At 37.8% G+C, this 23292-nt stretch carries 19 protein-coding genes, 4 tRNA genes and 3 pseudogenes; 10 read left to right on the top strand and 16 right to left on the bottom strand.

The genetic code is table 11. From position 1 onward, the window contains the following. Positions 1-9: 9 nt before the first annotated feature. Together trpD and H0S58_RS08965 are read right to left on the bottom strand one after the other, a co-directional pair. On the bottom strand, positions 10-1056 hold the full coding sequence (gene trpD / locus H0S58_RS08970; protein WP_193892834.1) for an anthranilate phosphoribosyltransferase: 1047 nt from the start codon (positions 1054-1056) through the stop codon (positions 10-12). Between the two features lie 14 nt (positions 1057-1070). Beyond that, a complete protein-coding gene (locus tag H0S58_RS08965) occupies positions 1071-1658 on the bottom strand; it encodes an anthranilate synthase component II (protein ID WP_195726325.1) in 588 nt (195 codons plus the stop codon). A gap of 931 nt (positions 1659-2589) precedes the next feature. Here H0S58_RS08965 and glnA point away from each other — a divergent pair. The 5 genes from glnA to H0S58_RS08940 all read left to right on the top strand — a co-directional run bounded on the left by glnA (position 2590) and on the right by H0S58_RS08940 (position 8796). Beyond that, positions 2590-4005 carry a type I glutamate--ammonia ligase gene (gene glnA / locus H0S58_RS08960; protein ID WP_171250328.1) on the top strand — a complete coding sequence of 472 codons (1416 nt, stop codon included), beginning with the start codon at positions 2590-2592 and terminating at the stop codon, positions 4003-4005. A gap of 314 nt (positions 4006-4319) precedes the next feature. After that, entirely contained in the window at positions 4320-5771 is a 1452-nt protein-coding gene (locus H0S58_RS08955; protein WP_195726324.1) for an NAD-dependent succinate-semialdehyde dehydrogenase, read from the top strand. A 315-nt stretch (positions 5772-6086) separates the two neighbouring features. Next, positions 6087-6587, top strand: a complete 501-nt coding sequence (locus tag H0S58_RS08950) for a chorismate--pyruvate lyase family protein (protein ID WP_195726323.1) — start codon at positions 6087-6089, stop codon at positions 6585-6587. A 23-nt stretch (positions 6588-6610) separates the two neighbouring features. Then, positions 6611-7489, top strand: coding sequence for a 4-hydroxybenzoate octaprenyltransferase (gene ubiA, locus H0S58_RS08945; protein ID WP_053579931.1), 879 nt, complete (start codon positions 6611-6613; stop codon positions 7487-7489). Between the two features lie 116 nt (positions 7490-7605). Beyond that, the gene (locus H0S58_RS08940) at positions 7606-8796 is read left to right on the top strand and encodes an alpha/beta hydrolase (protein WP_195726322.1); all 1191 of its coding nucleotides are present in this window, start codon (positions 7606-7608) and stop codon (positions 8794-8796) included. 366 nt (positions 8797-9162) lie between these two features. Here the strand turns inward: H0S58_RS08940 and H0S58_RS08935 are convergent, their stop codons facing one another. The 8 genes and pseudogenes from H0S58_RS08935 to H0S58_RS08905 all read right to left on the bottom strand — a co-directional run bounded on the left by H0S58_RS08935 (position 9163) and on the right by H0S58_RS08905 (position 13694). Continuing rightward, positions 9163-10494 (bottom strand): PepSY-associated TM helix domain-containing protein, encoded by a 1332-nt coding sequence (locus H0S58_RS08935; RefSeq protein WP_195726321.1) that lies wholly within the window; start codon positions 10492-10494, stop codon positions 9163-9165. A 127-nt stretch (positions 10495-10621) separates the two neighbouring features. Next, positions 10622-11053, bottom strand: a pseudogene (locus H0S58_RS08930) (amino acid permease); the annotation flags it as partial. 1 nt (position 11054) lies between these two features. Next, positions 11055-11172: pseudogene (locus H0S58_RS14020) on the bottom strand (hypothetical protein); the annotation flags it as partial. Positions 11173-11544: 372 nt separating this feature from the next. Further along, positions 11545-11620: transfer RNA gene (locus H0S58_RS08925), tRNA-Asn, on the bottom strand. A gap of 216 nt (positions 11621-11836) precedes the next feature. Further along, positions 11837-11912 (bottom strand) — tRNA-Asn (locus tag H0S58_RS08920). Positions 11913-11917: 5 nt separating this feature from the next. Further along, positions 11918-11993, bottom strand: a tRNA-Asn gene (locus H0S58_RS08915). A gap of 158 nt (positions 11994-12151) precedes the next feature. Beyond that, the gene (locus H0S58_RS08910) at positions 12152-12778 is read right to left on the bottom strand and encodes a superoxide dismutase (protein WP_195726320.1); all 627 of its coding nucleotides are present in this window, start codon (positions 12776-12778) and stop codon (positions 12152-12154) included. 157 nt (positions 12779-12935) lie between these two features. Next, entirely contained in the window at positions 12936-13694 is a 759-nt protein-coding gene (locus H0S58_RS08905) for a Nif3-like dinuclear metal center hexameric protein (protein ID WP_195726319.1), read from the bottom strand. A gap of 170 nt (positions 13695-13864) precedes the next feature. Between H0S58_RS08905 and H0S58_RS08900 the strand changes: the two genes are divergently transcribed. Continuing rightward, a complete protein-coding gene (locus H0S58_RS08900; protein WP_195726318.1) occupies positions 13865-15046 on the top strand; it encodes a trypsin-like peptidase domain-containing protein in 1182 nt (393 codons plus the stop codon). Positions 15047-15245: 199 nt separating this feature from the next. Here the strand turns inward: H0S58_RS08900 and H0S58_RS08895 are convergent. Beyond that, positions 15246-15321 (bottom strand) — tRNA-Asn (locus H0S58_RS08895). Between the two features lie 238 nt (positions 15322-15559). Between H0S58_RS08895 and H0S58_RS08890 the strand changes: the two genes are divergently transcribed. Then, positions 15560-16015 carry a hypothetical protein gene (locus H0S58_RS08890; protein ID WP_053579938.1) on the top strand — a complete coding sequence of 152 codons (456 nt, stop codon included), beginning with the start codon at positions 15560-15562 and terminating at the stop codon, positions 16013-16015. 75 nt (positions 16016-16090) lie between these two features. Here the strand turns inward: H0S58_RS08890 and H0S58_RS08885 are convergent, their stop codons facing one another. The 3 genes from H0S58_RS08885 to map all read right to left on the bottom strand — a co-directional run bounded on the left by H0S58_RS08885 (position 16091) and on the right by map (position 19046). Continuing rightward, the gene (locus tag H0S58_RS08885) at positions 16091-16525 is read right to left on the bottom strand and encodes a PaaI family thioesterase (RefSeq protein WP_053579939.1); all 435 of its coding nucleotides are present in this window, start codon (positions 16523-16525) and stop codon (positions 16091-16093) included. Positions 16526-16758: 233 nt separating this feature from the next. Continuing rightward, positions 16759-17985 carry a pyridoxal phosphate-dependent aminotransferase gene (locus tag H0S58_RS08880; RefSeq protein WP_195726317.1) on the bottom strand — a complete coding sequence of 409 codons (1227 nt, stop codon included), beginning with the start codon at positions 17983-17985 and terminating at the stop codon, positions 16759-16761. Positions 17986-18218: 233 nt separating this feature from the next. Next, complete coding sequence (map, locus tag H0S58_RS08875; protein WP_195726316.1) at positions 18219-19046, bottom strand: type I methionyl aminopeptidase; 828 nt, start codon at positions 19044-19046, stop codon at positions 18219-18221. A 207-nt stretch (positions 19047-19253) separates the two neighbouring features. Between map and rpsB the strand changes: the two genes are divergently transcribed. The 3 genes and pseudogenes from rpsB (at position 19254) to H0S58_RS08860 (ending at position 21668) form a co-directional block, all read left to right on the top strand. After that, positions 19254-20021 carry a 30S ribosomal protein S2 gene (rpsB, locus tag H0S58_RS08870; RefSeq protein ID WP_092717853.1) on the top strand — a complete coding sequence of 256 codons (768 nt, stop codon included), beginning with the start codon at positions 19254-19256 and terminating at the stop codon, positions 20019-20021. A gap of 140 nt (positions 20022-20161) precedes the next feature. Next, the gene (tsf, locus tag H0S58_RS08865; RefSeq protein ID WP_053579943.1) at positions 20162-21037 is read left to right on the top strand and encodes a translation elongation factor Ts; all 876 of its coding nucleotides are present in this window, start codon (positions 20162-20164) and stop codon (positions 21035-21037) included. A 101-nt stretch (positions 21038-21138) separates the two neighbouring features. Then, positions 21139-21668, top strand: a pseudogene (locus H0S58_RS08860) (DUF3465 domain-containing protein). Between the two features lie 33 nt (positions 21669-21701). Here H0S58_RS08860 and H0S58_RS08855 read toward each other — a convergent pair. Then, a complete protein-coding gene (locus H0S58_RS08855; protein WP_053579945.1) occupies positions 21702-22157 on the bottom strand; it encodes a DUF962 domain-containing protein in 456 nt (151 codons plus the stop codon). A 387-nt stretch (positions 22158-22544) separates the two neighbouring features. Further along, positions 22545-23153, bottom strand: a complete 609-nt coding sequence (locus H0S58_RS08850; RefSeq protein WP_227592229.1) for a septal ring lytic transglycosylase RlpA family protein — start codon at positions 23151-23153, stop codon at positions 22545-22547. Positions 23154-23292: the final 139 nt, after the last annotated feature.

Below are 23292 nucleotides of genomic sequence, written 5' to 3'. Positions count from 1 at the left end.
TGTAGAGCTTTAAGCTTCATATTCTTTTAAGGTTTTGGTAAATTCAGACAAAATAGCCATTTTTTCCAAAGCTTGTCCGCCATAAATAATGTCGTGTGCGAGCGCTACACCCTGTTTATAGCTTGTGGTTAAGCCCGAGACATAAATACCAGCACCTGCATTTAAAGCAATCATATTGGCGGCTTTTTCACCTTTTGCTGATTTTTTTCGACCCAAAGCATCTTTAATAAGCGCTAAACTTTCAGCAGAATCCTCAACCATTAAACCTGTCAATGTTTGAGACTCAATATCAACCTCTTCAGGATTAATCATCCACTCTGTGATTTCACCCTGTTTTAACTCGGCCACATAGGTTGAAGAAGCAAGGCTAATTTCATCTAAACCATCTTTGGAATGCACCACCATGACGTGCTCAGCCCCGAGCTGTTTCATGACTTCTGCAATAGGACGACAGAGTTCATTTGAAAATACACCTAAGACAAAACGATTTACACCAGCCGGATTCGTAAGCGGGCCAAGTAAATTAAAAATGCTACGAATACCCAACTCTTTACGTGGGCCTACCGCATATTTCATCGCTTTGTGATGATTTGGAGCAAATAGAAAACCAATACCGACTTCACGAATACAGCGTTCAGTTTGTTGCATATTTAAATCAAGATTAATACCTGCTTTTTCAAGTAAATCCGATGAACCTGATTTCGAAGAAACACCACGATTGCCATGTTTGGCAATGGTTGCACCCGCTGCAGCAATAACAAAAGAAGAGGCTGTGGAAACATTAAATAGATTTTGACCGTCACCGCCTGTACCAACAATATCAACCAAATGAGGAATATCACTGACATCAATTTTGATCGCAAATTCACGCATCACTCGTGCGGCAGCGGTTATTTCATCAATGCTTTCACCTTTTAAGCGTAAGCCCATCATCAGTGCACCGATTTGAGCATCGGTAGCTTCCCCTGACATGATTGCACGCATGACATCTTCCATTTGTGTCTGAGTCAAATGAATTTGTTTGGTAATATTATTTAAAGCTTGTTGAATATTCATTATTTTCGTTACGCTCATTCTGCATAAATTTCAAGGAAGTTCCGGAAAATTTGATGACCATGTTGGCTCAAAATAGATTCTGGATGAAACTGCACGCCTTCGACAGCTAATGTCTTATGCTTCACACCCATAATTTCTTCCATCTTTCCATCAGTTTGATTGGTCCAGCAGGTGACTTCTAGGCAGTCGGGTACAGTCGCTTGATCAATCACCAGTGAATGATAGCGCGTAGCCGAAAAAGGAGAAGGTAAGTTGCTGAAGATGCCAGTATTGCTGTGATACATATCCGATAAACGACCGTGCATCACGGTTTTTGCACGAATAATATCCCCACCGAATGCTTGTCCAATCGCTTGATGCCCTAAACATACGCCCAGCAATGGAATTTTGCCTGCGAAATGTTGAATGGTTGGAATAGATATACCAGCTTCACTTGGTGAACAAGGACCAGGACCAATCACCAAATATTGAGGTTGCCATCGTTCAATTTCTTCCAAAGTCACGGCATCATTACGGACTACTTTTACCTCTTGATTTAACTCGCCAAAATATTGGACGATGTTATAAGTAAAAGAATCATAATTGTCGATCATTAGAAGCATGAGCTAACCTATTGAAAATTATGCACATATATGTGCTTTGAATTGTTCAAGAATATCCATTATTTTAAAGTTCTCAGCATTTTTTTCGTTAAAGAATATGCTTAAAACATTTCAAAATATAGAGTGGTCATAATCATAGCAAAAAATCAGCATTTTCTGCTGAACTATTTCTATGATAAAGATCTTAAAAGAATATTGCTTAAAGCATAAACCGATTGATTTAGAGTCTATTTTGAATTGTTTACATGAAAATAAAGGATGGAATTTGAAGAAAGAAATAACTTTAAAAAATACAGGGCTTTTAATGAATTGAGAAAATAAGTTTTCTGTTTAATTTTGGAATACATTATAAATTAAAGATAAGTTAGTTTTTTATGTTTGAAAATTTGATATGAGTTTGAAGTAAAATAATGCAGTTGAAAATTAAAATTTAAAATGATCACTAATGAGGCAGAGTACTTTGTTTTGATCTATGCAAAAGCATAATAAATTGATATTTAAAATCAGTCAAAAATTAAAAAATATTTAAAGAAATTTTTGGTTTAACTGAGTTGTGTTTATTGTATATTTATGAACAAAATCATAGCTAAATATAAAGTTTTTTTGTTTTTATAGCGTCATTAAAAGCCTATCAAAGAGAGATAAAGTAAGTCATTCAGAATAATAGTTTTCATCTTTTGAAAACAAATTTCGCACTATTTTGGTACATTAATGAATGCTTTTAAAGTAAAAGTAATCAAGAGTGTTTGAATATGGTGCATTTACATTTTCAGACAGTATAATAGCCTCAAAGCAAAGCGCTTAAATCTTCAATTCTGATTAAGAATTCAATATTTTATCTTTGTTTTTTAAAGTTGGTACGAGAATTGCTTAATAGATACCAACTACTAACACGCACTTCACAGGTGCAACAAAAAATCATCGGAGCAAAATGAGCATGGCGAACAAGGTCCTTCAACTCATCCAAGAAAGTGGCGCAAAATGGGTCGATTTTCGCTTTACTGATACTAAGGGTAAAGAACAACACGTAACTTACCCAGCAGATACGATTGACGAAGATACATTTGAAGACGGTAAAATGTTTGATGGTTCTTCAATTGCAGGTTGGAAAGGCATTGAAGCGTCGGACATGATTTTACGTCCAGATGCAGACACCTGTTTCCTTGACCCATTTTTTGCTGAAGCAACTATCGTTGTAACTTGTGATGTGATTGAACCATCTACAGGTCAAGGATATGAACGTGATCCACGTTCAATTGCTCGCCGTGCAGAAGAATATTTAAAGTCTACAGGAATAGGTGATACTGCATTCTTTGGTCCTGAACCAGAGTTCTTCGTATTTGACGAAGTAAAATGGGATATCGATATGTCTGGCGCACGCCATACATTGATCGCTGAAGAAGCTGCTTGGTCTACAGGTAAAGACTATGAAGCTGGTAATTCAGGCCATCGTCCACGTGTGAAAGGTGGTTATTTCCCAGTTCCACCAGTAGATTCTTCACAAGATATGCGTGCAGAAATGTGTGCAAAAATTGAAAGCATCATGGGTCCAGGTCGTGTAGAAGTACATCACCACGAAGTTGCATCTTGCCAGTTAGAAATCGGTGTGAGTTTCAACACCATGGTTCGTAAGGCGGACGAAGTTCAACAGTTCAAATATGCTGTTTGGAATGTTGCACACCAATACGCGAAAACTGCAACCTTTATGCCTAAACCAATGGTGGGTGATAACGGTTCTGGTATGCACGTTCATATGTCGATCTCTAAAGATGGCAAGAACTTGTTTGCGGGTGATGAATATGCAGGCTTGTCAGAAATGGCGCTTTACTTCATTGGCGGTGTGATCAAACATGCTCGTTCATTGAATGCAATTACCAATCCATCTACAAACTCGTACAAGCGTTTAGTGCCACATTACGAAGCACCAATTATGTTGGCTTACTCAGCTCGTAACCGTTCTGCTTCTATCCGTATTCCATACGTATCTAGCCCGAAAGGTAAGCGTATTGAAGCACGCTTCCCAGATCCGATGATGAACCCGTACTTAGGTTTTGCGGCATTGTTAATGGCGGGTATTGATGGTATTCAAAACAAGATTCATCCAGGTGAAGCAGCTGATAAAAACTTGTATGATCTTCCGCCAGAAGAAGAAGCGAAAATTCCTACAGTTGCGCATAGCTTAGATATGGCACTTGAAGCGCTTGAAGCTGATCATGACTACTTGTTAAAAGGTGGTGTGTTCACTAAAGATATGCTAGATGCTTATATCGAACTTAAAACTGAAGAAGTTCGTCGTTTGAATACGACTACTCACCCAGTTGAATTTGATATGTACTACAGCTTGTAATTCGTTCTCGAATTTAAGTGATCAAAAAACCCGCGCATGTCGCGGGTTTTTTTATGCCTCGTTGTAATCTCTGAGCTTACATATACATTCGTCATACTGCGGCTGATATCTCAATAGGTTTTAAAGATTAGTACTCTTAATGGTTAGAGCCAATCAATCCATACATATTAATTTTCATTCTTTTATAAACATTACTGCTAGATACCTAAAGTACATTGCAACATTGTCACAATTATTTTACTAATAAAGTCATTCATCAAAGTTAAAACAAGTCGTTTCGACTGATACGCTCTAGGTAAAATGAGGACATTCAAATGCTAGGCTTGAAAAACAGCGATTTATTTCAACAAAATGCGTTTATTAATGGAATTTGGCTTGATGCCCAAGATCAAAACCGTATAGAGGTAATCAATCCTGCAAATGCACAAGTGATTGGTTCAGTTCCAAATATGGGCAAAGCAGAGGCAGAACAAGCTGTTGAAAGTGCTTCTGAATCATTACAGTCTTGGAAAGCGTTAACGGCCCAAGTACGTGCAGATTTGCTCTTGGCTTGGTATGGTTTAATTTTAGAAAATGCTGATGATTTAGCACGTTTGATGACCATTGAACAAGGTAAACCTCTGGCTGAAGCGTTGGGTGAAGTCAAATATGCAGCTTCATTTATTCAATGGTTTGCAGAAGAGGGAAAACGTATTTATGGGGATGTTATTCCAACTACTAATGCAGGCCAGCGCTTCTTGGTGATTAAAGAACCAGTGGGGGTGGTCGCTGCAATTACTCCATGGAATTTCCCGTTGGCTATGATTACACGTAAAGCTGCACCTGCACTTGCAGCAGGTTGTACGATTGTGATTAAACCTGCGAATGAAACCCCCTATTGTGCATTGGCACTTGCAAAACTTGCTGAGCAAGCAGGCCTTCCTAAAGGTGTGATTAATATTGTTACAGGTCACTCTGCAGATATTGGTTCGGTCTTTAGCTCGCATGAAAAAGTAAAAAAACTCACCTTTACTGGTTCAACACCTGTGGGGCGTTTGTTGATGGAGCAATGCGCACCAACGATTAAAAAGCTTGCGCTTGAACTCGGTGGAAATGCACCTCTGATTATCTTTGAAGATGCTGATTTAGATAAAGCTGTAGAGGGCGCGATATTGGCAAAATATCGCAATGCTGGTCAGACCTGTGTATGTGCCAATCGCATTTATGTGCATCAGAATATTTACCAAGCATTCAGTGAAAAATTTATCGCTGCTGTTAAAACACTAAAAGTCGGTGATGGTTTAAATGAAGACACAAAAATTGGTCCATTAATTAATGAAAAAGCCGTAGTTAAAGCACAAAAACTGATTGATGATGCTTGTACTAAAGGTGCAAAAGTCGCTTATGGCGGTAAACAGCATGAATTAGGATACAATTTTTTTGAACCGACCGTTTTAACGCATGTTGACCAATCAATGGAGATTGTTCATGAGGAAATTTTTGGTCCAGTTGCACCTCTGATTAGCTTTGAAACAGATGAAGAGGTGATTGCGCAAGCCAATAATACTATTTTTGGTTTGGCGGCTTATATCTATACGGAAAATATTTCACGGATTTTCAAAGTTTCTGAACAGCTTGAATATGGCATGGTGGGCATGAACTCCACTGCAATTTCAAATGAAGTGGTCCCTTTTGGTGGTGTGAAGCAATCGGGTATTGGGCGTGAAGGGTCTAAATATGGTTTAGAAGAGTTTATGACCATTAAATATTTATGTCTTGCCGTATAGTTTTATCTTCGTTTTTTAAATGCGTCTTATATTAATGATCTTATCATTACAGGATCATTAGCATTTAAACCACATTGAATCGGTATTTGATATATCGATTCAATGATGAAACATTTCAAAAGTACATTTAAAAAGAATAATCTATGGGTGACATAAGAAAATATACATTCAAAATTAATTTTTAAAATACTTTGTTCGTATTTTTCTAACTGCTTTATCTGTAATTTAGTCAATATAAAGTGCTTTAGGCTAAAAATAATGATTGATTTCAGTTAAACTGCTGATGAAATTTGACTATAAAAAGAGAATGTTACTATGCAGGTAAAACCAATGTTAAAGCCAGAAATAAATCCTGAGCTTAAGACATGGTTATATGCATCGGGTTCACTTACACAACAACTTACCGATTTGGCCAAAGGCAGCTTTAAAGTCCTGCCGACACAAGAGCATTTCCAAAGACTTCATTTTATAGACAGTCAGTGGATGAACATGCCGCCACAGCATACGTCTTGGGTACGTGAAAGCTATTTATATGGTTGTGATGAACAACCTTGGGTCAAAGCCAAAAGTATTTTTCCTATTTTAAGTTTGCAGTCTCGTGCACGTATATTTCAACATATTGGTAAAAAACCAATTGGATGGTTTTTATTTCATCGAACCAATCCAAATTGCCAGCGTCGTGTGATTTTGCTTGAAGAGGGTTGGACACGACAAAGTTGTTATACTTGGCATGGCTGTAAATTTATCGTTCAGGAAACATTTTTACCTGCATTTGAGCAATTTATTCAGCGAAAAAAAGCTCAAGAAAATATTTAAGTGTTATTTGGTCAAGGATCATCATGCATACAGCGCAACAAACTACATGGCGTGAGCGTTTAGAAGCCTATTATTATTTATGTCGTTTTGATAAACCGATTGGAACAGAATTAGTCTTTTGGCCCACGATGTGGGCTTTGTGGATTGCAGCTGAAGGTGTTCCAAATTTTACCATACTGATGGCGATAGTATTGGGGACCATCTTTATGCGTGCTGCTGGTTGTGCGATTAATGATTTTGCTGATCGTAAAGTAGACGGGCAAGTAGAAAGAACCAAAAATCGACCCTTGGCAACGGGGGTGATTTCCGCCAAAGAGGCGGTTTGGGTATTTATTACATTAATTGCAGCAAGTGCTTGTACCTTGCTTTTTCTACCTATTGAAACATTTTATTGCGCTCTGGTGGGTTTGCTACTGGCTTTCGTTTATCCATTTATGAAACGTTATACGCATTTACCACAGGTAGTATTAGGAATGGCATTTTCTTGGGGAATTCCGATGTCATTTACTGCTGTCGGTAAACCGTTAGATTGGACATGTTGGATGCTTTATTTTGGTAATTTGGCTTGGACAGTGGCTTATGATACGCAATATGCGATTACTGACCGTGAGTATGATTTAAAAATTGGGGTAAAATCGACAGCGATTCTGTTTGGAAAATATGATATTGAAATCATATCCTTATTACAGGCGATCAGTGTATTGCTGATTGGAAGTGCCTTATACCGTGAAAATTTACTTCTTCCTTTTGGTTTAATTGCCTTATTACTGGTCATTGCTGATTTTATCTATCAATGGACAAAAACCAAAGATAGAAATCCAGAACGCTGCTTTTGGGCATTTCGCCATAATCGCTGGGTAGGATTGATCATTTTTATCGGTATTTTTTTGGCATTCCTTTAATCATAAATTTGACCTTTAGGTCAAATATTTAAAAGCATCCTAGTCAGATGCTTTTTTTTATGTTTAATTAAAATGTCATCATTTTGACATGATAGAAAATAAAAAAGGAAAGGACTATGAAGCAGAAATTTAATAAAACGGCTCTCACCATCTTATGTTCATCTATGTTGTTTTTAACGGCATGTGGTAGTGGTGATGGTGACTCGATTTTTAGCTCGGATAAAAAAACCTTCAATGTAGATGCGGACGTTAAAAGTCTGGTGAATGTACATGATGTATTTACCTATACCATGCCAAGTGTGAATAATCGGGATATTCAAGCGACAACTTTGGTCTTTACCCCAAAAGGTACAGCGCCAGTAGGAGGATGGCCAGTGGTGGTTTGGGCACATGGAACAACGGGTGCTGCCGACCAATGTGCGCCGTCTAGAAATGCTTTAGATGGTTTGGAAAAAGGTTTGATTTTGGCTTTAATTCAAAAAGGGTATGCTATCGTCGCACCAGATTATGAAGGTCTGGGAAATAACAATGTTGCTCATCCTTACTTAAACTTGACCAGTGCAGCGCAATCTATTTTATTTGCTGTATTAGAAGTCAATAAAAAGTATGACAACTTATCCAAAGACTGGAGTGTGATTGGTTGGTCTCAAGGTGGCCATGCGGCATTGGCAGCAGCAGAATTTAACAAGGCATTAGTGGGTTATAACTTTAAAGGCACTGTCGCGATTGCACCTGCTTCCTATTTGGCTGATACTTTAGATTTAGGTATGGCTGTTGCAAATCAAACAGCGACTGATGGAGATGTGCCTAAAGCAATATCAATTGGTGCAACTTTATATAGCTATGCGGCTATTGTCAGTTCTGGTATAAAAGCAGAAAAAACCAGTTTTAATTATAATCAGGCATTTTTAGATAAAAAAGTTCCAATTGCGCAACAAGCAGAAACCTTATGTTCACCTGAATTAGGACAAGTATTTGGGAATGACATCCAAACCACTATAACTGATGGTGGGAGATATAGTGATTACAAAGCTTTACAGGCAAATTTTAAAACTGATCCAGATATTGCCAAGTATTTAAATAATAATATTCCTGCGCAGACTAAACTGGATCAACCTGTTTATATTTATCAAGGTAAAGCAGATACCACGGTTCCTTACCCAATTACTGAGAAGCTCGTCGGTAAAATGTTAAGTGTAAATACAGATGTTGAGTTAATTCTCAAAGAAGACCAAACACATAGTTCAGTCGTTTCTAAGAATATTTCTGAATTGGCCAATACTGTCGATATGTTAATGAAAGAATAAAATAGAGGGAGCCATCAAGGCTCCCTTTTTGAATAAATATCTTTGTGCAATTTTAGAATGGAAGAAATTACAGGGTAATTCAGTATGCAATGATCTACTTCATGCAGCATGGAGTTTCTAAATATACCTGATATCACTTTATTTAAAAAAATATCCCTTGCAGAGTGGATATGGTTAAAAATTCAAAAAAGGCTATATAAATTTATATTCTAAATTTATTTATACACGTGTTCATCTCATCTAAGGGTAGGAATTAGTATTGAAAGGCTATCTGTTTGACACTGTTTTAGATTTTGAATGTGAGCAATAAGTTAAAGGGAGAGTCGCCGATCTTTTGTATAGAAAACTGAATATTACCTAATTCGATTAACGTTTATATTTCGCAGTAATATTGCGAAAAAGAATCGCAATTAAAGCAATTAATAGGCTGAATCCGAATACAGGAAGCAATATTCCTATCACAATCATAACCGTCACGAGCGTAATTCGCTGTGAAATACCATTTTGAGTCCAAATTATGATTGTTTGATCCGCAAATTGTAGAATTGTTTGTTTTAAATTTGTCCTTTTGTACATGGAAAAATATGCATAAAAAATCATGATACAGAGTGCAATTGAGTAGATGATGAGAATCAGTTGATTGATCCAGCCAAATAAAATACCGATATGTGCATCGACTCCCCATCGGGTCAATTTTGCAATGAGTGGGTAATCTTTAAAGTAAATTTGATCAATGACTTGGTGATTTTGAACATCTATTGCAATGCTGTCAGCTTGTGTTGGCCAATGACGTTGAATTTCAGAAACACTCCAAGCTTGATACTTTTCTGACGGTGGTTTGATTTGTATTTGAGCTGCATCTAGACCATGTTCTCGAGCGAGACCTAAAGCAATATCAAAATCGTGAGAAGAGGTTGGCGTGACATGCTGGTGCTGAATTACTGTATGATCTTCATGATGCATTATCTCAGCTGATGCTATTCTTTCTTTAAGAGATGTCTCTAAAACGGGCGTTTGCCAACTCAGCGTTTGTCGAAGTATACCGATATTTTTGCCTGCCCATTCTGACCAGGTTAAACCCGTAATTGAAATAAAAAGTAAGAGTGGAAACAGCACTAAGCCAATGCTGCTATGTTTTTGAATGGGTTTGTTATAAATGTTTTTGGCTATTTTACGACGTTTATACCATTGATAAACACCCGTAAAAATTAAAACAGCCAACCAACTTGCTGCTAATTCACTATAAAAACGTCCCCAACTGCCTAGCAATAAATCACGATGTAGATGATCGAGTGTTGTTCGAAATGGTAATAAGCCACTGGTTCCATAGACAGCTAATTGACCCTTAATCTCAAGTGTATATGGATCAATAAAGAGAGCTTCATTTTGTTGCTCTAGATATGGATCGGAGAAAATAACGCGTGTGGTCTGATTAGGTGCGGGTGCTGGACGAATTTCAGTAATTCGTGCACTTGATGATAGGGCGTGTTTAGCTGTTTCAATTTGTTGGCTGAGAGGTCGTATGTTTGAATGGCTTTCCTGAGTGTATAAGACATCACGATAAATGAATTGTTCTATTTGAGGCGTGGCTGCATAAAAAAGCCCGGTGAGGGCAGCAATAAAAATAAAAGGAGCAATAAAAATTCCCGCATATACATGTAATAAACGGAAGAATGTTTGCCAGAATTTAAAGTTCATTTTTTAATGCAACGCCATGTTTAGTTAAATAAACTCAGTGAATGTAAAGAGAAATACAGCCATCTCAGTTGAATAAAGTTGAATAAATTTCAAAGTGAAAGGGCACTACTCAGACTCTTTACATACTTTATAGAGGATGATGAACCTTTATTTTATTGCTATATCGACTATAGAAAAAAATCACTAAGCCTATTACATATAAACAGCCTGAGAGTACTAAGAGTGAAAGGCCAGCAGCATAGAGTAACCAAGAGGCATAAATCACAGCAACCAGAGCAATCGAGATATGTTTAGCGCGTTTATTTTTCCATGATTCTTTTAAATAAAAAGCTGAAACTAGAAAATAAGGCAATAAAATCATAACAGAAGAAATTAACAATAATTGAGTATAATTTTTGTCGAAAAAGCATACTGCAATCAATGAAATTTGAACCACAATTGATGTTAACCACAATGATGCAATGGGGACATTATTTTGATTGGTTTTCAAAAAAATCTGAGGAAATGCTTTATTTTTTGCAGCGAGAAATGGGATTTCTGTGGCAAAAAGTGTCCAGCTCGATCAGGAACCTGATGATGCAGATAAAATGTTTCTCTGACATGATCGACCATCATAATTAAAATGACGAGTCCTCTTAAGGCATCAATTGCTTGTAAGCGTTGTGAAGGTATAGACATAAAAAGAACTAAAAATTAATTGTTATGATATATCGTAACATTAATTTGGATGTTTTTTTAGTATTTGCATATATTTGTGCATTCAGATCAATTTAATTTTTAAAAGAATGAAAATGAATTGATGTTCTAAAAGTGATTGAGGTGAGTGCTTTAAATTAATCTAATATAGCTTTTAAGCGTATAGTTATTTAGATGTGCACTGCACATACTTAGGATGTGTTTAGATAAAAAAGATGATTTTTGAGATCTGCGATACATCGATAATCAGTAGTACTGAGTTGTTAATAATATTGAGATCGTGGAAAAGAGAAAAACTAGAATAAAACCACAGATAAGAAAAAACCCACTTAAATAAAGTGGGTTTTTAAAATTTGGCTCTCCAACCTGGGCTCGAACCAGGGACCTGCGGATTAACAGTCCGTCGCTCTACCGACTGAGCTATTGGAGAATCTGAAACGGATTCTATTGACCTAAAAGGTTTTGGTCAAGTCTCTTTCTATAAAAATTGCTAAAACTGAGTTTAACTGTTTCTAAAATCGGCATTTTGAATCAGATGAGGCGCGATATTTTAGTTTCAATGTTTGATTTAAAAACTAGTAGGCTGTTTTTAAAAAAAGAATGAAAAAAAGCCTACTCATTGAATGAAGTAGGCTTTTTAGAATCTTGGCTCTTCCACCTGGGCTCGAACCAGGGACCTGCGGATTAACAGTCCGTCGCTCTACCAACTGAGCTATGGAAGAATAGATGGCTCTCCAACCTGGGCTCGAACCAGGGACCTGCGGATTAACAGTCCGTCGCTCTACCGACTGAGCTATTGGAGAATCTGAAGCGCATTCTAGGGATGAAAACCTAGCTCGTCAACATGTAAAGCTAAAGAAATGAATCATTTGCCTTATAATTATGCAGATCAGGCTGAAAAATGAAAAAACCACCCCAAAAAGGTGGCTTTTTTACACAAAAATAAAATTTATTTTAAATCTTATTTTTCAACGCCAGCTTCTTGGCCAGCATATTTTGCATTCGCATAATCCCAGTTCACTAAGCTTTCTAGGAAAGTAGAGATGTATTTAGGACGTGCATTACGGAAGTCGATGTAATAAGCATGTTCCCAAACGTCAATTGTCAATACTGCAACTTTACCATGTGCCATTGGAGTATCAGCATTTGCAGTTTTAAGAATAGACAAGTTACCGTTTACTTCATCAGCGACTAACCAAGCCCAACCTGAACCGAATTGAGTGGTGGCAGCAGCAGCAAATTCTTCAGCAAATTTTTCGTAAGAACCGAAGGCTTCGTCAATTTTAGCCGCTAGAGTACCAGTCGCTTTACCGCCACCGTTTTTAGCCATACAGTTCCAGTAAAAAGTATGGTTCCAAACTTGAGCAGCATTGTTGAAAATGCCTGCTTTCGCTGCATCGCCTGCAGTTGCTGTAATAATTTCTTCTAAGGTTTTGCCTTCAAGGTCAGTTCCTTTGATGAGATTATTGATGTTAACCACATAGGTATTGTGGTGTTTGTCATGATGGTATTCTAAAGTTTCTTTGCTGATGTGTGGAGCAAGATCTTCATAACCGTATGGAAGTGCTGGTAAAGTAATGATTGTCATGTTTTCAATTCCTTGCGTTTTTGCTGGGTTTTGACATTAAGTGCTTTATTGTAATGGATTATTGAGGCAAATTGCGCATTGCGTATAAATAACAATACAGAATAAAACCTGAATTTATACGTATAAAGAAAAAAGCCAAACACAGCGGTTTTTAAAATCAAATCGGATTGTTTAATTCGAAATAACTATACTCAATATTGAACTGTTCTGAAATAGCTTTTCCAAGGCGTTGTACCCCAAAACGCTCGGTGGCATGATGTCCGCACGCGTAATAATGAACATTCAATTCCTTGGCTTCATAGAAAGTACGTTCACTGACTTCGCCAGAAATATAAGCATCACAATTTTGCTCTGCAGCTTTAACAATGAAATCTTGAGCGCCTCCAGTACAATATCCAATTTTTTGAATGCTGGCTTTTTCTGCAGCAAGATGAGTCACATCGAATTTTAAGCGTGTCGATACATAGTGTTTAAAGTCTGTCGCAGAGATGGGCTGTTTTAAATAACCGATATTGCCAATAGGATGACGTTCAGAAGGATCTAACGCTTCAATATTTTCTAATTCTAAAAGATCTGCAATTGATGCATTGTTTCCTAAAGTAGGGTGGCTATCTAATGGTAAGTGGTAAGCCAATAAGGAAATGTCATGTTGAATTAAACGTTTAATTCGGTTACCACGCATTCCTGTAATCGGGTACGGTTCACCTTTCCAAAAATAACCATGATGGACCAAAAGTAAATTAGCACCTTGTTCAATCGCGCCCTCAATGGCATCTTGTGATGCTGTCACGGCACATAAAATTTTATTGACCTCTGCGTCGCCTTCAATTTGTAAGCCATTGGGTGCATAGTCTTTAAATTCATGTGATTTCAAAATGTGGTCACACCATTGAATAATCTCGTTGAGCTTTGCCATAAATATTTACATCCCTCACTATCAGTAACCATCAAAACATATTTTGAATTGTAACTAAAGCATGACAAAACTCTTGAACTATTTTTATGTTTCTTATTGTGTTTCATTTTACAATGGCACATAAATTACTTAGTCATCAACAAATTAAAATATTTTTAGAGGATATTAAAGTGCGCCGCACATTTTCATGGTTACCTTGGGTTTTACTCATTTTAGTTACTCTGGGTTTTCTCGGATGGCAACAATATCAAAAGCCCAAAGCACCTGTGGCTGCTGATGGTATAAAAATGCCTGCAGAAAAATTAGAGCCATTGATTGACACAACTCGAACAGGTGGGGTTGATTCTTATAGTGCGGCTGTGAAAGTGGCAGCACCAGCAGTGGTCAATATTTTTACCATGCAGAAAGTAAAGAAAAACCAGCATCCTTTATTAAATGATCCTGCATTTCGTGAGTTCTTTGGTGATCAACTTCCAGATCAATTCGCTCAGGAACAGAATGAAAATAGTCTTGGATCGGGGGTGATTGTTCGCTCTGATGGTTATATTTTGACCAATAATCACGTCATTGCACAAGCTGATCAGATTGTGGTGGGCTTAAATGATGGGCGTCGTGCAACGGCAAAAATTATTGGTACCGATCCAGATTCTGACCTTGCTGTGATTAAAATTGAACTCGATAAATTACCTGTTTTACCGTTTAAATTAAGTGGTAATGAAGTCGGCGATGTGGTTCTTGCGATTGGTAATCCGTTCGGAGTGGGTCAAACGGTTACACAGGGTATTATTTCTGCCACCAATCGTTCAGATTTAGGGATTAATACCTATGAAGATTTTATTCAAACTGATGCTGCAATTAACCCAGGAAACTCGGGTGGCGCACTCATAGATGTGGCAGGTAACTTAATTGGGGTGAATACGGCTATTTTTTCTCAATCTGGCGGTTCATTGGGTATTGGTTTTGCCATTCCTGCCAAAGTATGTCAACAAATTCTCAATTCAATTTTAAAAGATGGTCGAGTGGTACGTGGTTGGCTGGGAATCAGTCTAATGCCTGTACAGCAGGATAATATTCTTGAGCCTAAGCAAAGTGGCGTGGTCGTTGCAGACGTTTTAGATGATGGCCCCGCGGCAACTGCGGGAATTAAGAAGGCAGACAAGATTATTCAAGTGAATGATGAATTGATTAATTCAGCATCACATTTAATTAATTACGTCGCATTACAAGCACCAAATAGCACGATTAAGGTGAATGTGATTCGTGATGAACAGCCTTTAACTTTAAACGTGGTGGTTGGGGAACGCAAAGCACAAAATAATAGTTCGCAATATATTCCTTTACCACAACGCTAAAGCTTTCTGGGGTATTTACTTCATTTCCAAATATAGGTTTAAAGCGCATTTCGATGCGCTTTTTTCTTTTTAAGTTTTAGAAAATCCAATTAAACTTTTGTCCAGCAGAAGCTGGAAGTCAAATACTCAATAAGTCAGTTTAAAAAAAATAATTTAAGCAAAAAAAAACCCACTTTAATGCTGTGGGCTTTTTCGTATTTGGCTCTCCAACCTGGGCTCGAACCAGGGACCTGCGGATTAACAGTCCGTCGCTCTACCGACTGAGCTATTGGAGAATCTGAATGCGATTATAAGGAGATTTTGTAGACGGTCAAGCTAAAAATGTCACGATAGCTTCATTTTTGTGTTGTATGCTTTTATTTTAAGCAAATAAATTAAAAGTCTTAAAAAAACTTGCACAGCCAAAATAGGCTTGTTAGATTAAATACATAACAGAGGGTTTGAATGAAAGTTCAACCAGTGTGGATTTAAACCAACTTGCCAGCACTAAAATGGCTAAACAGGAGAAAGCGAATGCATACGCTGACGATTGCCGAAATCTTTTCAAATTTTTCTTTTTATCAAAATCATTATATTTCGATTATTCAAGATCCAGAACGCTATCAGACTGCGGTTGAAGATGCTTATATCCAAGTATGGCCTGTCGGAACACAGCCTTTGTATTTAGGTGATTTACTGCAACTTTGGTTCAGTGATAAATGGTTGATTAATGCTCCATGCCAATTACTTCTGGATAGTTATTCAAATGGACGTAAGCAATCTTTGCAACGCGATCACGATTTATACTTATATCAATTAAATGGGAGCGCGTTATCTGGACGAAATAATTCAAAAGTTTGGTCTCGTTCAGAGCAAAAAAAGCTTTCTGTATCATTGGATAGTGTATTTAAATATTTGTGTATTTATAAAGGAACGACACGTCCAGAAGATACGTTGATTATCGAAAAACCTTTAAAATCTGCTGGCTAACTGGTACTGTTCAAACATGAGAGCTTAGGCGAAATGCTTAAGCTCTAAAAATACTTGAATCTCAATTTTCATATTTTAAGGTCGAATAATCATGCAGGTTGCAGTTGCATGTGCATAAATTTTCCCATCTTCATCGGTAATTTTACCTTCTGAAATGCCTAAATTCTTACTAATATTAATGACGTTACCGACAGCTTGAAGTTCTTTATTCTGTGGAATAGGGCGGCACATTTTAATATTTAAATCGATGGTGCCATATCCGACGCCCGCTTCTAACATACTGTGCACTGCACAACCTGTTACCGAATCTAGAACTGTGGCTGCAAAGCCTCCATGAACACCACCAAGCGGATTCAAATGGCGTTGATCTGCTTTGACTGTAAAGCGAACAGTTCCGTGAGTGACTTCATACGGTTGCATTGGAATGGTTTCACTAATACTGGCCGGTGGAATTTTTCCTACACACATTGCTTGTAAAAGTTGCAGTCCTGTCATTTCTTTTGGGTTCATTGTTTTTTCTCAATTATTAAAGATATTAAAATAAGAATCTACCAGTAACTTAATGCGCTGTTTTATATTCGTCAAGTTAAGCAGGGAAGATGATTGAACAGGCTGAACATATAAATTAGTGATTGATATTAATCTAGAAGAAGCAGTTTTCGTATTTAGTATTCATTTCTATGATTAAAAAAACCCACGAATATCGTGGGTTTTTCAAATTTAAAGATTGAAACTCTTATCGCTTATTTTTCAGCAGCAATTGAAGCAATTGCAGCGTCTATGCCATCGATTGAGTCGGCTGCTTTCTTGATACGTGCAAGCGCATCTACAAGGACTTCATCAGCAGTGGCATATGAAATACGCATGAAACCACCTAAGCCGAATGCATCACCAGGAACCACTGCAACACCAGTTTCTTCCAGTAACCATTCAGAAAATTCTGTGCAAGATTTTAAACCTTTTGCACGAATAAGAGGTTTGATGTTGGCATAAGCATAGAATGCACCATCAGCAGGTAAACAAGAAATACCATTGATGTCATTTAAGCCTTGAATCACTAAGTCATGACGACGCTTGAACGCTTCAATCATAGGTTTAAGAACATCTTGAGAACCATTCAAGGCAGCTTCAGCAGCAACTTGTGAAATAGACGTTGGATTTGAGGTTGATTGCGATTGAATTTTTTTCATTGCGCCAATCAGTTTTGCAGGACCCGCTGCATATCCAATACGCCAGCCTGTCATTGCATAGGCTTTAGACACACCATTTAACACGATAGTGCGGTCATAAAGGTCAGGTGCAACAGTTGCGATGTTATAAAATTCGTCGTCCCAACGAATTGGTTCGTACATATCGTCAGAAGCGATATAGACTTCTGGATATTTACGAAGTACTTCAGCCAGAGCTTCTAATTCCGCTTTGGTATAGATCATACCTGTTGGATTTGATGGGCTGTTGAGCACCACTAAACGCGTTTTGTCTGTAATTGCTGCTTCTAGTTGAGCAGGGGTGATTTTGAAACGTTGTTCTTCACCACATTTTACAATAACAGGTACGCCTTCAGCGATAATGACCATGTCTGGATAGCTCACCCAAAATGGTGCAGGGATGATGACTTCATCGCCTTTGTTTAACAAAGCCAAGGCTAAGTTAAAAAATGACTGCTTACCACCACAAGAAACCAAAATTTGGTTCGCTGCATAATCCAGATGATTGTCGCGTTTGAATTTTGCGATAATCGCCTTTTTAAGACTTGGAGTGCCATCAACAGCGGTATATTTGGTAAAACCGTTGTTAATTGCTGCAATTGCTGCATCTTTGATGTGTTGAGGAGTATCAAAATCTGGTTCACCTGCACCTAAACCAATCACGTTTTTACCCGCAGCTTTAAGTTCAGCGGCTTTATTGGTAACAGCAAGTGTAGGGGACGGTTTGATGGCATTTACACGATCAGAGAGACGTACGTCCACGGCAGTATTCCTTCTTATGGGGGATTAAAAATAAAAAGCACACTATCTTAGCTTAAAAATAATGAAAAGGGGGCGTAGGCTGGGATGTCAGTTAAAAAAATATGGTTTTATTGAAGAAAAAGTGATTGTGAAAAAGACTAAAAATATTCTTTTATATTGATTTTTTTATTTTATAAAAATGCTTCAAGAATGGTTAGGTTGAGATAACCATTCTTGAAAGTTCAAATGAAGCTTTATTGCACGAAGCGTGATAAATCTTCTTCAGGGCGCGCAGTAAGAACTTCGACGCCAGTTTTAGTCACTAAAAGAGTGTGCTCATATTGAGCAGATAAACTATGGTCTTTAGTCACGACAGTCCATTTATCACCGAGAAGTTTGGTTTTCCAATCACCCCCATTAACCATAGGTTCAATGGTGAACGTCATGCCTTCTTCAAGAATCATGCCGCTATTGCCTTGACCATAATGCAACACTTGAGGTTCGTCATGGAAAACAGTTCCAATTCCATGACCACAATATTCACGAACTACGCCAAAACGTTCAGATTCGACATATTTTTGAATGGCATGACCAATATCCCCAATAGTCGAACCTGGTTTCACTGTTTCAATACCTAGATACATCGCTTCTTGAGCAACTTTACATAAACGATCAGCCAAAATAGAGGTTGTACCACCTACGATGTACATCATATTGGTATCACCGTGATAACCATCCTTAATCACGGTTACATCAATATTGAGGATGTCGCCTTTTTTGAGCTTTTTCGCATCTGATGGAATGCCATGGCACACCACGTGGTTTACAGATGTACAAATTACATGTTGAAACGCAGGGCGACCCGGCGCTGCTCCATAGCCTAAGCAAGCTGGGATAGCATCTTGTTTATTCACAATATAATCATGACAAATTGTATCAAGTTCTAAAGTGGTTACACCTGGCACAATATGTGGTTTGATCATATCCAAAACCTCAGCTGCCAGTCGTCCAGCAACCCGCATTTTCTCAATTTCATCTGAGGTTTTAATCAGGCGACGCGGAGCTTCGTAAGTACTGTTCATGATCTCTAAAAACTTTTGGAAATTTATGTGTGACTATGGTATAAATAGCCGCCCATTTTATCAAATGCTTTTTCGTGAATAAATTTCACGGGCTTTGTTGGATGGGGCAACAAAATCCGCACATATATCGACACATTTCTCTGGGTGCCCTTTGGGGTGGAGGATGAGGATATATGGAGGCCTAACCCAAACTTTAAGGTAAAGAAAATGGCAGATTACAACGTAAGCATGCGCGACCTTCTTCAAGCTGGCGCACACTTTGGTCACCAAACTCGTTTCTGGAATCCAAAGATGCGTGAATACATCTTTGGTGCACGTAACAAAATTCATATCATCAACCTTGAGCATACTGTTCCTGCGTTAAATGATGCTTTGAACTTTGTTAACAATCTTGCTAGCAAAAAGAACAAAGTATTGTTCGTTGGTACTAAGCGTGCTGCTTCTAACATCATCCGTGAACAAGCTCAACGCGCTGGTCAACCATATGTAGATCACCGTTGGTTAGGTGGTATGTTGACGAACTGGAAAACTCTTCGTCAATCGATCAACCGTTTGAAAGACCTTCAAACTCAATCTCAAGACGGTACATTCCTTAAGCTGACTAAACGTGAAGCTTTAGAACGTACGCGTGAGATGGAAAAACTTGAACGTGCTTTAGGCGGCGTTAAAAACATGGGTGGTTTACCTGACGCATTATTCGTAATTGACGTTGATCATGAATCAATTGCAATTAAAGAAGCGAAAAACCTAGGTATTCCTGTAATTGGTATCGTTGATACAAACTCTAACCCAGACAACGTAGATTACGTTATTCCGGGTAATGATGATGCGATCCGTGCAGTAACACTTTATGCTTCTGCTATGGCTGATGCGATTCTTGCTGGTAAAGAGTACGCTCAATCACAAGCAAATGCACAAGCGAAAGGCGAAGAAGCTGCTAAAGAAGTTGCTGCTAAAGAAGCGCCAGAGGCTTAATGCGTTTTGACGCAGGCTTGTCATTTTTGCGACATGTAATCGTGGCAAATTAAGCGTCAAGAAAGCAGAACGGCCCAGAGAACACTTTGGGCCGTTTTTGTTGAACAGATTCATTTTTCTACCGTATTTAGGAGAACAACATGACTGCAGTTACTGCGAGCATGGTAAAAGAATTACGTGACCGTACTGGTCTTGCCATGATGGAATGCAAAAAAGCATTAACAGAATCAAATGGTGATGTTGAATTAGCGATTGATAATCTTCGTAAATCAGGTCAAGCAAAAGCTGCTAAAAAAGCGGGTAACATTGCTGCTGATGGCGCGATCACAATTGCCCAAGAAGGTAATAAAGCACTTCTTTTAGAAGTTAATTGCCAAACTGACTTCGTTGCAAAAGACGAAAACTTTGCTGGTTTCTCTGCGAAAGTTGCTGCTGCTGCGCTTGCTGCTAACGTAACTGATGCTGCTCAAATTTCTGAATTGAAACTTGAAGACGGCGTGACTGTTGAAGAAGCACGTATTGCTTTGGTTCAAAAAATTGGTGAAAACATCCAAGTACGTCGTGCAAAAATTGTGGAAGGTGAAAACCTTGCAGTTTATAAACACGGTTTAAAAATTGGTGTTGTTGTATCTTTTGCTGGTGATGCTGCAACAGGTAAAGGTATTGCAATGCACGTTGCTGCATTCAATCCGGTTGCTGTAAATGCTGAAGGCGTATCTGCTGAGCTTATTGCGAAAGAAAAAGAAATTGCTGAAGCAAAAGCAATCGAATCTGGTAAGCCTGCAAATATCGTTGAAAAAATGGTCACAGGTTCAGTTGAGAAATACTTGAACGAAGTTGTGCTTGAGCGTCAAATGTACGTGATCGACAATGACAAGAAAGTCGCTGAAATTTTAAAAGCAACTGCAACTACAGTGGTTGAATTTGTTCGCTTTGAAGTAGGCGAAGGCATTGAGAAAAAGGCAGAAATGAGCTTCGCTGAAGAAGTTGCTGCTGCTCAAGCTGCTGCAAAATAATTTTTTGCTATACAGCTAAAAATATTTTGTAAAAAAGTCCCGAGAGGGGCTTTTTTTATGAAAAATAGAATTATAAAAATTTAATTTTAAGGAATGCTCAAATGGCAAATAAAATGAATATGGGGATTGGTGTTGTCATTATTGTATTGATAGCAGCTTATTTGGGAATAGATTTAAAACAACAGCACAATCCTAGCCATCAGACACTGGATCAGTCTGTTTCAAAAACTCAAATTTTACCGAATTCCCATTTGGACAAAACGATCAATTCAAATCCAGTTAATGTAGCGGCTGAAAATGATGAAGATAAAATTCGACAAGCATTTAGAGATCAAAGAAGTAATATTCAAGTTCAATCGAGCGGACGCGTTAAAGCCATTTTGCGTGATGATAATGAAGGCTCACGTCATCAAAAGTTTATTTTAGAGCTTAAACATGGCTTAACTGTTTTGGTTGCACATAATATTGATTTGAGCCCACGTTTAGATGGCTTGAAAAAAGGTGAGATTGTTGAGTTTTATGGAGAGTACGAATATAGCCATCAAGGGGGAATCATCCATTGGACACATCATGATCCACAAAAAAACATGCGGATGGTTGGTTGAAATATAAAGGAAGAACCTATCAATAACGGTTCTTCATCCGTATAAAACGATGATATAGCCTAAATGGCGTTCATTTGCGATTTTTGGCGTGTTTTCCATCTGGGTATAACTTTAGCTAAATAAGCATCCATGCACCATACCGGCCCAATGAGAAGGAATTGGAGGTCTTTTAAGAAAGAAGGCTTTTTCCCTTCAACTTTATGTCCATAAAACTGTCCAATCCAAGCCAAAACAAAAACTGCAATATAAAAACCGACCCCCACAGGTAAAATAACAATCAGCCAGACCATAAGCATCATAAGTGCAGCCATAGCTACGGCAAGAATCAAATCTAGTCGTGCATAAAACACTAAACTTAATACCAAGAGCAAAGCTGTTAATAGGGCACTAAAATGCATAATCATTCCAATAATTGAAAATAAAATAGCAGGTACGCATATCCAGTGAATTTTTTTATTGGTTTGGTTCTGATGACTCTCGCTGTACTCATTTAACCATTCAGCTATTGTTTTCATCTTCCACTCCTTTGGAATCACATTTATTAACTTATTTTTATTCAGTTCAAATATAAACGAGAAGGATGGACGGGTCAAAGTTTAGACGTGTTTCAATAACATTCATTTTCAATTGAGTTGTCTATTTTGAAGTTAAAATTTAATTTTAAGATGAAAATTATAAAAGTTTAAGAAAAAGGAATTTAGAATTAACGTAAGGGTTGTTTGAGGGGGCTAGCATTTAGTGGGTGATTTAAGCCAAGATTAAAATGAATGGCTATGTCTATTCATATTGGCTCTAGAAGGTATGGTTTGAATATGTGAGAACAGGATGATTACTTGAGCAGACATAAAAAAGCCACCAAAAGGTGGCTTTAACGTCAAATGAATTAGGAGTTGAGTAATAGCTTATGAATTTGGACCATCTACACGTTCAATATTCACTTTGGCAGTACCTGCATTGGTAATACCCAACTGTTTAGCAGCACCATAAGACAAATCAAGTACTCGGTTACCATGGAATGGGCCGCGGTCATTTACTTTGACTACAACACTCTTACCATTATTTTTGTTGGTGACACGAATGTAACAGTTCAGCGGTAAGCTACGGTGAGCGGCTGTCATGGCATTCATATCAAATGTTTCGCCACTTGCCGTTTTACGACCATGAAATTGGCGACCGTACCAAGACGCTGCGCCAGTTTGGCTAAATTTACGTACAGTGTTAGAAGCAACATTGTTTAACTTTTCAATCACTGAAGGCTCATCTTCAGGAATTTCAATTTTTGCTGCAATAGTTTGACGACGAATTTTATCGCCAGAACGTTCAGTGATTGAAAGGCTATTTAAATTCGAAAAGTGTGAATTAAAATCTTGCGCATCTTTATTTAAAACGCGAGCAGCTAAACGTGAAGTATCGTTATCGGTATTGAATGAAGATTGTACCAACTCTGCTTGAGAATGACTCAGGGCGAACGTGGTGGCTATAGCTAAAACATATTTAAGCCTTGACTGCATTATTAAACTCCTAAAGACTTTGACTTAATTTCGTTTAACTAATTGAAATATAAGTAATCCAGTCTGTTAATTCTCTTTTGCAACTACATTTGACGAAATGGATAATATTCATGCCACGCTTAAGCTGTCTACTTTTTAA

Origin of the sequence: Acinetobacter sp. TTH0-4 (assembly GCF_015602665.1) — a bacterium.
Classification (GTDB): Bacteria; Pseudomonadota; Gammaproteobacteria; order Pseudomonadales; family Moraxellaceae; genus Acinetobacter; species Acinetobacter albensis.
The sequence above is the reverse complement of the archived record's forward strand: the minus strand, read 5'-3'. Positions and strand labels throughout refer to the sequence as shown.

Bases quoted from the DNA above. Each gene is read 5' to 3' on its own strand.
- trpD (WP_193892834.1), bottom strand. From the start codon at position 1,056: ATGAATATTCAACAAGCTTTAAATAATATTACCAAACAAATTCATTTG.
- H0S58_RS08965 (WP_195726325.1), bottom strand. From the start codon at position 1,658: ATGCTTCTAATGATCGACAATTATGATTCTTTTACTTATAACATCGTC.
- glnA (WP_171250328.1), top strand. From the start codon at position 2,590: ATGAGCATGGCGAACAAGGTCCTTCAACTCATCCAAGAAAGTGGCGCA.
- H0S58_RS08955 (WP_195726324.1), top strand. From the start codon at position 4,320: ATGCTAGGCTTGAAAAACAGCGATTTATTTCAACAAAATGCGTTTATT.
- H0S58_RS08950 (WP_195726323.1), top strand. From the start codon at position 6,087: ATGCAGGTAAAACCAATGTTAAAGCCAGAAATAAATCCTGAGCTTAAG.
- ubiA (WP_053579931.1), top strand. From the start codon at position 6,611: ATGCATACAGCGCAACAAACTACATGGCGTGAGCGTTTAGAAGCCTAT.
- H0S58_RS08940 (WP_195726322.1), top strand. From the start codon at position 7,606: ATGAAGCAGAAATTTAATAAAACGGCTCTCACCATCTTATGTTCATCT.
- H0S58_RS08935 (WP_195726321.1), bottom strand. From the start codon at position 10,494: ATGAACTTTAAATTCTGGCAAACATTCTTCCGTTTATTACATGTATAT.
- H0S58_RS08910 (WP_195726320.1), bottom strand. From the start codon at position 12,778: ATGACAATCATTACTTTACCAGCACTTCCATACGGTTATGAAGATCTT.
- H0S58_RS08905 (WP_195726319.1), bottom strand. From the start codon at position 13,694: ATGGCAAAGCTCAACGAGATTATTCAATGGTGTGACCACATTTTGAAA.
- H0S58_RS08890 (WP_053579938.1), top strand. From the start codon at position 15,560: ATGCATACGCTGACGATTGCCGAAATCTTTTCAAATTTTTCTTTTTAT.
- H0S58_RS08885 (WP_053579939.1), bottom strand. From the start codon at position 16,525: ATGAACCCAAAAGAAATGACAGGACTGCAACTTTTACAAGCAATGTGT.
- map (WP_195726316.1), bottom strand. From the start codon at position 19,046: ATGAACAGTACTTACGAAGCTCCGCGTCGCCTGATTAAAACCTCAGAT.
- rpsB (WP_092717853.1), top strand. From the start codon at position 19,254: ATGGCAGATTACAACGTAAGCATGCGCGACCTTCTTCAAGCTGGCGCA.
- tsf (WP_053579943.1), top strand. From the start codon at position 20,162: ATGACTGCAGTTACTGCGAGCATGGTAAAAGAATTACGTGACCGTACT.
- H0S58_RS08855 (WP_053579945.1), bottom strand. From the start codon at position 22,157: ATGAAAACAATAGCTGAATGGTTAAATGAGTACAGCGAGAGTCATCAG.
- H0S58_RS08850 (WP_227592229.1), bottom strand. From the start codon at position 23,153: ATGCAGTCAAGGCTTAAATATGTTTTAGCTATAGCCACCACGTTCGCC.